Genomic DNA, 10,883 nt, shown 5'->3' with positions numbered 1-10,883 from the left:
CGCCGCGCGGCCGCCGCGCGGCCGGCGGCCCAGCCGCGCAATGGTAGTCTGAGTCGGTGCGGATCGCTCGTCTTCTCCTTAGCGGCCGCGGCGAGACCTCGTTCTGAGCCCTCTCTCGTCGCGGAGTCCGTCGCGGGCTTGATCCCAATCTGGAGAACGAGACTGACATGAGCACATCCATTTCCGATCGTCCGCGGACTCTGGCCGAGAAGGTCTGGGATGACCACCTCGTCGTGAAGGGCGAGGAGGGCCAGCCCGACCTCCTCTACATCGATCTGCACCTCGTGCACGAGGTCACGAGCCCGCAGGCTTTCGACGGCCTCCGGGCCGAGGGGCGGCCCGTCCGGCGCCTCGACCTGACGATCGCGACCGAGGACCACAACACGCCGACCCTCAACATCGACAAGCCCATCGCGGACCTCACGAGCCGCACGCAGATCGACACGCTGCGGCGTAACGCCGACGAGTTCGGCGTCCGCATCCACTCCCTGGGCGACAGGGAACAGGGCATCGTCCACGTCGTAGGCCCGCAGCTGGGGCTGACGATGCCGGGCATCACGGTCGTGTGCGGCGACTCCCACACCTCGACGCACGGCGCGTTCGGCGCGATGGCGTTCGGCATCGGCACGAGCGAGGTCGAGCACGTCCTGGCGACCCAGACCCTCCCGCTGAAGCCCTTCAAGACGATGGCGATCACGGTAGAAGGGGAACTGAAGCCCGGGGTCACCGCGAAGGACATCATTCTCGCGATCATCGCCAAGATCGGTGCGAACGGCGGCCAGGGCTATGTCCTGGAGTACCGTGGCAGCGCCATCCGGTCCCTGTCGATGGAGGGCCGCATGACGATGTGCAACATGTCGATCGAAGCCGGCGCCCGAGCCGGCATGATCGCGCCCGACGAGACGACGTTCGCGTACGTCCAGGGCAAGCCGCATGCGCCGCAGGGTCAGGACTGGGACGACGCCGTCGCGTACTGGCGGACGCTCCCCAGCGACGAGGGCGCCGTCTACGACGCCGAGGTCTTCCTCGACGCGAACGAACTGGAGCCGTTCGTGACGTGGGGCACCAACCCCGGTCAGGGCGTCTCGCTGTCCGGTGTCGTGCCCGACCCGGCATCCTTCGCCGATCCCAACGAACGCGCCGCCGCCGAACGCGCGCTGGCGTACATGGACCTGTCCGCCGGCACCGCGTTGAAGGACGTCGAGGTGGATGCCGTGTTCATGGGCTCGTGCACCAACAGCCGCATCGAGGACCTGCGCGCGTTCGCATCGATCATCGAGGGACGACGCAAGGCCGACGGCGTGCGCGTCATGGTGGTACCGGGCTCTGCTCGCGTGCGCCTGGAGGCCGAGGCCGAGGGCCTGGACCGCGTGTTCGAGGAGTTCGGCGCGGAATGGCGGTTCGCAGGATGCTCGATGTGCCTGGGCATGAACCCCGACCAGCTCGCGCCGGGGGAGCGGTGCGCCTCGACGAGCAACCGCAACTTCGAGGGCCGGCAGGGCAAGGGCGGACGCACGCACCTCGTGTCGCCGCTCGTCGCCGCTGCGACGGCAGTGCTGGGGAGGCTGGCCAGTCCGTCGGATCTGCCGGCGCGTGAGACGGTGGGAGCCTGACATGGAGAAGTTCACGACGCACACGGGCATCGCCGCCGCGCTGAAGCGCTCCGCGGTCGACACCGACCAGATCATCCCGGCCGTCTATCTCAAGCGCGTCACCAAGACCGGTTTCGAGGACGCGCTGTTCGCGAATTGGCGGCAGGACCCCGAGTTCGTGCTCAACCAGCCGGCGTTCTCGTCGGCATCCATCCTCGTCGCCGGGCCCGACTTCGGTACCGGATCGAGTCGCGAGCACGCCGTCTGGGCACTGCGCGACTACGGCTTCCAGGTTGTGCTCAGCCCCAAGTTCGCCGACATCTTCCGCGGCAATTCCGGCAAGCAAGGCCTGGTCACGGGCGTGATCTCGGAGGATGACCTGGAGGCGATCTGGGCCGCGATCGATGCGCAGCCCGGCATTGCGATGACGGTGGATCTTCGCGCGCGCACCGCCGTCATCGGCGCGCTCACGGTCTCCTTCGACATCGACGATTACACTAGGTGGCGGCTCCTCGAAGGCCTCGATGACATCGGGCTGACCCTGCGCAATGAGGACAGGATCGCGCAGTTCGAGGCGCGCCGGGAGGCGTGGCGGCCGCGGACACTCCCCGTCCGCTGACGCGAGGCCCCCGCCCGGGGCCGGTACTGAACCCTCCTCGACACACAAAGTGAGGTCCCGATCGATGAACACCCTGCTGAGCGCCTCGGCGTCGACACCGTCCCGCGGTGCCGGTTCGGTTCTTGAGATCCGCGGTGGCAGGCCGTTGCGCGGACGGGTCGAGGTCAAGGGTGCGAAGAACCTCGCCACGAAGGCCATGGTCGCCTCGCTGCTGGGCGAGACCGCGAGTGTCCTGCGTGACGTGCCCGACATCAGCGACGTACAGGTCGTGCGCTCGCTGCTCGAGGTGCACGGGGTCACGATCACCGACGTGGGCGACGGCGTGCTGCGTCTGGACCCGCGTGGGGCGGTGTCGGCGCACATGGAGCAGATCGATGCGCATGCCGGTGCCTCCCGCATCCCGATCCTGTTCTGCGGGCCGCTGCTGCATCTGCTGGGCCAGGCGTTCATCCCGGATCTCGGCGGATGTCGCATCGGCGACCGTCCGATCGACTTCCACCTCGACGCCCTGCGCGCCTTCGGGGCTACCGTCGACAAGCTGCCCAGCGGCATCCGCCTGTCGGCGCCACGCGGACTGCACGGCGCGAACATCACGCTGCCGTACCCGAGCGTCGGCGCCACGGAGCAGGTGCTCCTCACGGCCGTGCGCGCGAAGGGCACGACCGAGCTGCGCGGGGCTGCGATCGAGCCGGAGATCATGGACCTCATCGCGGTGCTGCAGAAGATGGGCGCGATCATCTCGTACGAGCCGAACCGGGTGATCTTCATCGAGGGCGTCGACAGCCTGCGCGGATACGACCACCGTTCGATCTTCGACCGCAACGAGGCGGCGTCGTGGGCGTGCGCCGCACTCGCCACCGACGGCGACATCCTCGTCGCGGGCGCGAAGCAGCCCGAGATGCTCACGTTCCTCAACGTCTTCCGCAAGGCAGGGGGCGATTTCGACATCACCGACGAAGGCATCCGGTTCCGCCGCGGCGGGGCTCTGAAGCCCGTCATGGTCGAGACCGACGTCCACCCGGGTTTCATGACCGACTGGCAGCAGCCGCTGATCGTCGCGCTGACCCAGGCGGAGGGCGTATCGGTGGTCCACGAGACCGTGTACGAGAACCGGTTGGGATTCACGCGCGCCCTCAACCAGATGGGTGCCGACATCGTGGTGCATCCGGAGGGGATAGCGAGCCCGGACCGTCGCGTGCCGCGCCGTGCGCTGGAACAGGCCGCGGTCATCACCGGTCCGACGCCGCTCCACGGCGCCGAAGTGGTCGTCCCGGACCTCCGCGGCGGGTACAGCTACGTCATCGCCGCACTCGCGGCGCAGGGCACCTCGACCGTGCACGGCATCGACATCATCCGCCGCGGCTACGAGAAATTCCTCGACAAGCTCACTGCGCTCGGGGCCGACTTCGACGTCGTCGGATGAGCGCACCGCCCGCCGTCGCGCGCCGCACGTCGCCTGAGAAGACCCGGCCGAGCGTGTTCTGGGTTCTCGCGGCCGTGCTCGTCCCGGCGATCGGTTGCTTCGCGAAGATCGAGATCTCCGGAGGCGAGCACCTGCCCGCCGAGGGACCGTACGTCCTCGCCCCCAACCACTACAGCGAGTTCGATCCGCTCATCATCGCCGCGGCGACCTGGCGGATCGGTCGTGCGCCGCGATTCATGGCGAAAGAGAGCCTGTTTCGAGTTCCGGTGCTGGGTGCGGCGTTGCGGGCGACCGGCATGGTCCCCGTCGCGAGGTCGTCGACGACGGCGACGGCGAAACTGACACTCGCCCAGTCCGTGGCTCTCGTCGAGCACGGCCGTGGGGTCATCGTGTATCCGGAGGGCTCTCTCACCCGCGATCCGGACCTGTGGCCGATGCGCGGGAAGACCGGTGCGGTGCGACTCGCGCTGGCCGGAGACATCCCGGTGGTTCCAGTCGCCAGCTGGGGCGCCCAGCGCATCCTGCCGCGCTACGGCAAGCTCAGCCTGTGGCCGCCGCGCAAGCGGGTGCAGGTTCTGCTGGGAGCCGCGACCGACCTCAGCGCGCACCGCGGCGATGCGGCCGGTGCCGACCTCGTTCCGGCGACGGATGCTGTGATGGCGGATATCTCGGACCTTCTCGGCCGGCTGCGGGGCGAGCAGCCACCCGCGGAGCGCTGGGATCCAGCCGCGCACGGTCAGAGCGAGACGGGGCGTCTTGAACCCTAGAACAGCCGGTCGCAGAGCGGATTCGTCGCTGCCGCGCGTCGCGGTCATCGGCGCGGGCAGCTGGGGCACGACCTTTGGCAAGGTCCTTGCCGACGGCGGCGCCCACGTCATGATGTGGGCGCGGCGCGCCGAGCTCGCACAGGAGATCCAGGAGGGTCACCGCAACAGCGAGTACCTCCCCGGAATCAACCTGCCGCGCACGATGTCGGCGACATCGCACCTCTCAGAGGCCCTCGACGGCGCGGCCCAGGTGTACCTCGCGATCTCGAGTCAGGCACTGCGACAGAACCTCAAGGCCGTGCGTCCGCTGATCTCGAGCACGGATGCCCCCGTTGTCTCGCTCATGAAGGGCGTCGAGAAGCGCACCGGACTGCGCATGAGTCAGGTCATCGAGCAAGAGTTGCACTGCGATCCGGCCCGTATCGCGGTGGCCTCCGGTCCCAACCTCGCCCTCGAGATCGCCCGCGAACAGCCCACAGCGGCCGTGATCTCGTCGACGAGCCGCACCACCGCCGAAGCAGTCGCGCTACGCGCGCGCAACGGCTATTTCCGTACCTTCGTGAACACCGACGTGATCGGCACCGAGTTCGGCGGCGTGCTGAAGAACCTCATCGCGGTCGCGATCGGCATCGTCGACGGTGTGGGGTACGGCGAGAACACCAAAGCGTCGATCGTCACTCGCGGACTCGTGGAGATGACCGACTTCGCCGTCGCTCAGGGCGCCCAACCCGAGACGCTCCAGGGGCTGGCCGGTCTGGGCGATCTCATCGCGACCTGTCAGTCGCCGCTGAGTCGCAACAACACCGCGGGGCGTCTGCTCGGGCAGGGCTACAGTTTCCAGGATGTCGTGAAACAGATGAATCAGACGGCGGAGGGCCTGGCATCCGTCGCCCCCGTGCTGCAGCTGGCTCGCGAGTCCGGCGTGATGATGCCCATCGTCGAACAGGTCAAGATGGTGCTCGACGGTGCGATGAACCCGCGCGACATCGCACCGCACCTGACAACGGATGACGACAAGCCCAAGGGCGAGAGGACCCAGAATGGACAGATCGGCAGTGGCGGTGCTTTTCGGCGGTCGCTCCAGCGAGCACTCGATCAGTTCCGCAACGGCCGGGGGCGTCCTGCGGGCGATTGACCGCGATCGTTTCGACGTCATCCCGATCGGCATCACTCGTGACGGGGCGTTCATCCTCGAGGACGACGACCCCGACAAGTTCGCCCTCGACCCGGGACACCTCCCCGAAGTCGTCGACAACGGCACTCGTATCGTCTGGCCCGATTCGGTGCGATCGCGTGAGTTGAAGGTGACGGATGCCGACGGCTCACGCTCTCTCGGCGAAGTCGACGTCGTCTTCCCGATCCTGCACGGCCGCTTCGGCGAGGACGGCACGATCCAGGGGTTTCTCGAACTGCTCGATCTGCCATACGTGGGCGCGGGACTTCTGATGTCGGCGGTGGGGATGGACAAGCACACCGCCAAGAGCGTGCTGAAGGCCGCGGGGGTGCCGGTGGTGCCGTGGGTCACTGTCACCGAGCGCCAGCTGAGGCGCGACCGTGAGCTGTGGGAGCGCCGCATCCGCTCACTCGGGTTGCCGGCGTTCGTCAAGCCCGCCCGCGCCGGCTCCAGCGTCGGTGTGTCGAAGGTCTTGGAGTGGTCGGAGCTCGATGCCGCGCTGGTCACGGCTTTCGCCGAGGACGGCACGGTGCTCATCGAGCAGGCCGTCGTAGGCCGCGAGATCGAGTGCGGCGTGCTCGCCGGTCGCGACGGCGAACCGCCGCGCGTCAGTGTCGCCGGTGAGATCGTCATCAGCGGGCGGGAGTTCTACGACTTCGACGCGAAGTACCTCGATGCGCCGGGAATCGACCTCGTGTGTCCCGCCGAGTTGCAGTCTGGTGAGCTCGCCGAACTGCAGCGCATCGCGGCGCGCGCTTTCGAGGCGATCGGCGGCGAGGGCCTCGCGCGCGTGGACTTCTTCTTCACAGGCACAGAGTTCTTCGTCAACGAGGTCAACACGATGCCGGGGTTCACGCCCATCTCGATGTTCCCGAAGTGCTGGATCGCCAGCGGCATGTCCTACCCGGAGCTGATCACAGAGCTGATCGAGCTCGCGCGCGTGCGCTGAGCCCGCGACGCGACCGTCAAGAGGCGGGGGTGCAGGTGCGGCCGTCGCCTGGCAGCTGGTCCACGGCGGTGCTGAGCGCGCGCAGCACGCCGCCGGAGCCCACCTCGTCGTAGTCGACGTAGACCTCGACCGCGGGATTCCGGCCGAAGGTCGTGAATCGGTAGTGCGGCGCCTCGGAGTCATCGATCAGCCAGTCGATGCCGTCGAGCGTCCGGCATTCCAGCTCGGACGCCACCGGCGGTTCGAGGCCGCAGGTCAGCAGCACCGTCGTGGGCGAGCCCCACGCGCCGGTGGCCTGCGCGTCGGTCCAGCGCCGCTCCTGACCTCCGACGTTCTGCGGCAGCCGGACGGTGACCGCCGCGCAGGCCGGGTCGTTCGCGCCCTCTGCCGGGGTCATGGACACGGTCGAGCTGCAGCCTGTGACGGAGAAGGCCACGCCGAGACCGACGATCAGCGCCCGCGCGGCGACAAGAGGGCGCGGGCGCTTCATCTGTCCAGGCTACCGTGGAGGGATGATCCACCCGCGCGCGCAGACGGTCGGTGAACTCGGCGAACGGGCCCTGCTCGCGCGGATCCTCGCGATACTCGGCGACGGCTCACACGCCCGGGTGGGGCCGGGCGACGACGCCGCCGTTCTCCGAGTTCCCGACGGCCGCGTCGTCGTGACCACCGATACTCTCGTGCACGGTCCCGACTTCCGGCTGGCGTGGTCGAGTGGGTTCGATCTCGGCTTCAAGTCCGCCGCCGTCAACCTCGCCGACGTTGCGGCGATGGGTGCCCGCCCGATTGCGCTCTTCGTCGCTCTCGCGCTGCCCGACGCGACGACATCAGGGTTCGTCGAGGACCTGGCCCGCGGCCTGCGGGACGCCTGCAGCGAGCTGGCGCCCGGCTGTGCCGTCGAAGGCGGCGACCTCACGGCGTCCGACACGCTCACGATCGCGGTGACGGCGATCGGCGTGCTGGACGGCCTGTCACCGGTGCTGCGTTCCGGCGCGCGGCCCGGAGACGTCGTCGCCGTCGCGGGGGAGCTGGGAGCGGCGGCGCGCGGACTCGGGCTGTTGTTCGAGCGGTTCCGCGACGGTTCGGGGAATCCTGTGCCGGTGGATGTCGAGGTTCTCACCGCCGCCGAGCGCGCGGACCTGGCGGCACAGCTGCGTCCCCGCCCGCCGATCGCGCTGGGCCCCGTCGCGGCGGCGGCGGGAGCGACGGCTCTCATGGACGTCTCGGACGGACTTCTGCTCGACGCGACGCGGATGGCGGATGCGTCGCGCGCCACGATCGATCTCGACGCTCGTCTGGATGCTGTGGATCTGCGCGGCGGCGAGGGCCATGCGCTGCTGGCCTGCTTCCCGCCCGGGGTCGCGCTGCCGGAGGGGTTCCGCCCGGTGGGGAGCGTGCGCGAGCGCAGCGGCGAAGCGGTCACCGTCGGCGGTGAGACGGTCAGCGGGCACCTCGGGTGGGACCCGCACCGTGACTGGGACTCGGGACGCGGTTGACCCGAAAGTCCTCGTGACGTGACTCAGACTTTCCCGCCCCACGGCGCGGCAGCGCCCCTGAAAAGCTGATGCGAAAGCCCCGCCCCCGGCGGGGCGGGCGCCCTCAATTCGCGAGCACCCACCACAGTGTCGTGTCACCGTACTTCTTCGCGCGGTCGTGGACGAGCCCCGGGGGCAGCGCGGGCGCGCCGGAGCGTGAGGCGCGCTCGATCACGACGGTCGCGCCCGGCGTGAGCCGCGGGACCAGCAGGGCGAGCGTCGCCGACAGCTCAGTCTCGCCGACCTCGTAGGGCGGGTCGAGGAAGACGAGGGCGAACGTCGCGGTCGCCGCGCGCAGGTAGGCGTCGGCGCTACCGCGATGCACGTATACGTGTGCCCCCGGCACTGCTTTCGCGATCGCGCGCGCGTTGCGCTCGGCGACCGACGCGGCGCGCGGCGCCCTCTCGACGAGGTCCGCCCGGGCGGCGCCTCGGCTGATCGCCTCGAGGCCTAGCGCGCCCGAGCCGGCGTAGAGGTCGAGCACCGCGGCATCCTGCACGAGATCGGCAGCCTCCAGCGCGCTGAACAGTGACTCGCGCACGCGGTCGCTCGTCGGTCTCGTCCCGGCATCCGGCACGGCGAGCGTGAGCGAGCCGGCGGCGCCGGCGATGATGCGGGTCACGAGCACACCCTACTGGGCTGTCCTGACCGACTCGGCCGCACGGTCCCGAATCGGCCGATTGGTGCCGACTGGGCCGGACGGTGGCGGCGCGTACGGGGTGAGGGCGTCGCGCACCCTCTCGAACCCCCCGCGGTCCTGTCGGTGCGGGTGCCTAGACTCGACGCATGCCCGTGCTGACGCTCTCCACGCGCCTCGTCGACGCGCTGGGCGACAAAGTCGCGAAGCAACTGGAACGCGCCTTCGGCATGGACACCGTCGCCGACCTGCTGACCCACTACCCGCGCCGCTATGCGCAGCCTGGCGAGCTCACGCCCATCGCGTCCCTGCCTCTGGGGGAGCAGGTGACGATCGTGGCCGAAGTGCGCTCGGTGTCGACGCGACCGATGAAGCAGCGCCGCGGCTCGATCCTCGAGGCCGTCATCAGCGACGGCGCGGGCGCTTTGAGCCTCACGTTCTTCAACCAGTCGTGGCGCCAGAACGACCTGCAGGTCGGGCGCCAGGGTATCTTCTCGGGCAAGGTCGGTGTTTTCAAGGGTCACCAGCAGCTCGCTCACCCCGACTACAAGCTGTTCGAGGACGTCGACGTCGCGCGGCTGGAGGCCGAGGCGCACCAGCACACGCCGATCCCGATCTACCCCGCCACGAGCACCGTGGCGACTTGGCAGGTGCAGAATGCCGTCACCGAGGTGCTGAAGAATCTCGGTGACGTCGCCGATCCGCTACCCGTCGAGCTCCGCGCGGCGCAAGGTCTTCTCGATGCCCGGACGGCGCTGCAGCGCATCCACGCACCGGACTTCGTCGATCAGGTCGACTCCGCACGTCGGACGCTGCGCATGCACGAGGCGTTCGTGCTGCAGACCGCGCTGCTGCAGCAGCGCCAGTTCGTCCGGGCGATGTCGGCGACCGCCCGGCATCCCGGCGCTCTGCTGGCGACCTTCGACGAGAGCCTGCCGTTCGCCCGCACGCCCGACCAGATCGCCGTCGGCGACCGCATCACGGCAGACCTCGCCGGCGACTGGCCCATGAACCGGCTCGTCCAGGGCGAGGTGGGATCCGGCAAGACGCTCGTCGCGCTGCGGGCGATGCTGCAGGTCGCGGAGTCGGGTGGTCAGTCGGCCCTCATCGCGCCGACCGAGGTGCTCGCGGCGCAGCATCTGCGCTCCATCGCACGGATGCTGGGGCCTGACCTCGCTCCGGAGCTCATGCCGACGTTGCTGACGGGGCAGCTCCCGGCTGCCGAGCGTCGCAGGGCGGCGCTGCGCGCGGCATCCGGTCAGGCACTCATCGTCGTGGGCACGCACGCCCTGCTGAGCGCGTCGACGACGTTCGCCGATCTGGGGCTCGTCGTCGTCGACGAGCAGCATCGGTTCGGGGTGGAGCAGCGTGAGACGCTCCGTGCGAAGGGTACGGCGCCGCACGTGCTCGTCCTGACGGCGACCCCGATCCCGCGGACGGTCGCGATGACGGTGTTCGGCGACCTCGACGTGTCGACCATTCGCACCATGCCGGCGGGACGCGCAGGCATCACGACGCACACGGCGCCGCTCGCGGAGAAGCCCGGATGGTTCACGCGGGTATGGGAGCGGGTCACCGAAGAGGTCGCTGCGGGGCATCAGGTGTTCGTCGTGTGCGCGGCGATCGACGCCGAGGCGACGGGCAAGGACGCGAAAGATGCCGCCGACGAGGCGCCTGTCGTGGCCGGTGAGCAGCCCCGCACGCGGTGGGGGGTGGTGCAGGTGCGCGAGATGCTCGCCCGGCTGCCCGCGTTCGATGACCTGCGCGTCGAGACGCTGCACGGACGGATGCCGGGGGACGAGAAGGATGCCGTGATGCAGGCCTTCGCGGGCGGCGACATCGACGTGCTGGTGGCGACCACGGTGGTCGAGGTCGGCGTGGACGTACCGAACGCCTCGATGATGGTGATCCTCGAAGCGGACAGGTTCGGCGTGTCCCAGCTGCACCAGCTGCGCGGTCGCGTCGGCCGCGGGTCGGTGCCCGGCTTGTGCCTGCTCGTCACCGAGGCGCCTGCGGGCAGTCCGGCACGATCGCGAGTGGATGCCGTGGCCGCCACGATCGACGGATTCGATCTTGCTGAGATCGACCTGGAGCAGCGGGGCGAGGGCGACGTGCTGGGCGACGCGCAGTCCGGCGCCCGCACGTCGCTCCGGCTGCTGCGGGTGGTCGCCGACGCCGATCTCATCG

Annotated in this window: 10 protein-coding genes; 8 read left to right on the top strand and 2 right to left on the bottom strand. The window is 69.6% G+C overall.

Going from position 1 to position 10,883, the window contains the following annotated elements:
* Positions 1-167: 167 nt before the first annotated feature.
* The 6 genes from leuC (at position 168) to WBP48_RS05380 (ending at position 6,524) form a co-directional block, all read left to right on the top strand.
* Positions 168-1,613, top strand: a complete 1,446-nt coding sequence (leuC, locus tag WBP48_RS05405; RefSeq protein ID WP_424437213.1) for a 3-isopropylmalate dehydratase large subunit — start codon at positions 168-170, stop codon at positions 1,611-1,613.
* 1 nt (position 1,614) lies between these two features.
* Entirely contained in the window at positions 1,615-2,211 is a 597-nt protein-coding gene (gene leuD / locus WBP48_RS05400) for a 3-isopropylmalate dehydratase small subunit (protein ID WP_424437210.1), read from the top strand.
* Positions 2,212-2,275: 64 nt separating this feature from the next.
* Positions 2,276-3,634 (top strand): UDP-N-acetylglucosamine 1-carboxyvinyltransferase, encoded by a 1,359-nt coding sequence (gene murA / locus WBP48_RS05395; RefSeq protein WP_424437207.1) that lies wholly within the window; start codon positions 2,276-2,278, stop codon positions 3,632-3,634.
* Positions 3,631-4,401 (top strand): lysophospholipid acyltransferase family protein, encoded by a 771-nt coding sequence (locus WBP48_RS05390; RefSeq protein WP_424437204.1) that lies wholly within the window; start codon positions 3,631-3,633, stop codon positions 4,399-4,401. Before murA ends, WBP48_RS05390 begins: the two co-directional genes overlap by 4 nt.
* A complete protein-coding gene (locus WBP48_RS05385; protein ID WP_424437202.1) occupies positions 4,391-5,536 on the top strand; it encodes an NAD(P)H-dependent glycerol-3-phosphate dehydrogenase in 1,146 nt (381 codons plus the stop codon). Before WBP48_RS05390 ends, WBP48_RS05385 begins: the two co-directional genes overlap by 11 nt.
* Positions 5,442-6,524, top strand: a complete 1,083-nt coding sequence (locus WBP48_RS05380) for a D-alanine--D-alanine ligase family protein (protein WP_424437200.1) — start codon at positions 5,442-5,444, stop codon at positions 6,522-6,524. The genes WBP48_RS05385 and WBP48_RS05380 overlap by 95 nt, the downstream gene beginning before the upstream one ends.
* 16 nt (positions 6,525-6,540) lie before the next feature.
* On the opposite strand, the gene WBP48_RS05375 is transcribed toward WBP48_RS05380, so the two are convergent.
* Positions 6,541-7,014, bottom strand: coding sequence for a DUF3515 family protein (locus tag WBP48_RS05375; protein WP_424437197.1), 474 nt, complete (start codon positions 7,012-7,014; stop codon positions 6,541-6,543).
* 22 nt (positions 7,015-7,036) lie between these two features.
* Here WBP48_RS05375 and thiL point away from each other — a divergent pair, with 22 nt between their 5' ends.
* Entirely contained in the window at positions 7,037-8,020 is a 984-nt protein-coding gene (gene thiL / locus WBP48_RS05370) for a thiamine-phosphate kinase (RefSeq protein WP_424437194.1), read from the top strand.
* Positions 8,021-8,123: 103 nt separating this feature from the next.
* Here the strand turns inward: thiL and rsmD are convergent, their stop codons facing one another.
* Positions 8,124-8,681, bottom strand: a complete 558-nt coding sequence (rsmD, locus tag WBP48_RS05365; RefSeq protein WP_424437191.1) for a 16S rRNA (guanine(966)-N(2))-methyltransferase RsmD — start codon at positions 8,679-8,681, stop codon at positions 8,124-8,126.
* 164 nt (positions 8,682-8,845) lie between these two features.
* On the opposite strand from rsmD, the gene WBP48_RS05360 reads away from it, so the two are divergent.
* A partial coding sequence (locus WBP48_RS05360) for an ATP-dependent DNA helicase RecG (protein ID WP_424437188.1) occupies positions 8,846-10,883 on the top strand: 2,038 nt, incomplete at its 3' end.

The organism is Microbacterium sp., assembly GCF_049661145.1.
Taxonomy (GTDB): domain Bacteria; phylum Actinomycetota; class Actinomycetes; order Actinomycetales; family Microbacteriaceae; genus Microbacterium.
This window is presented reverse-complemented; position numbering and strand designations above follow the sequence as displayed.

Bases quoted from the DNA above. Each gene is read 5' to 3' on its own strand.
- leuC (WP_424437213.1), top strand. From the start codon at position 168: ATGAGCACATCCATTTCCGATCGTCCGCGGACTCTGGCCGAGAAGGTC.
- leuD (WP_424437210.1), top strand. From the start codon at position 1,615: ATGGAGAAGTTCACGACGCACACGGGCATCGCCGCCGCGCTGAAGCGC.
- murA (WP_424437207.1), top strand. From the start codon at position 2,276: ATGAACACCCTGCTGAGCGCCTCGGCGTCGACACCGTCCCGCGGTGCC.
- WBP48_RS05390 (WP_424437204.1), top strand. From the start codon at position 3,631: ATGAGCGCACCGCCCGCCGTCGCGCGCCGCACGTCGCCTGAGAAGACC.
- WBP48_RS05380 (WP_424437200.1), top strand. From the start codon at position 5,442: ATGGACAGATCGGCAGTGGCGGTGCTTTTCGGCGGTCGCTCCAGCGAG.
- WBP48_RS05375 (WP_424437197.1), bottom strand. From the start codon at position 7,014: ATGAAGCGCCCGCGCCCTCTTGTCGCCGCGCGGGCGCTGATCGTCGGT.
- thiL (WP_424437194.1), top strand. From the start codon at position 7,037: ATGATCCACCCGCGCGCGCAGACGGTCGGTGAACTCGGCGAACGGGCC.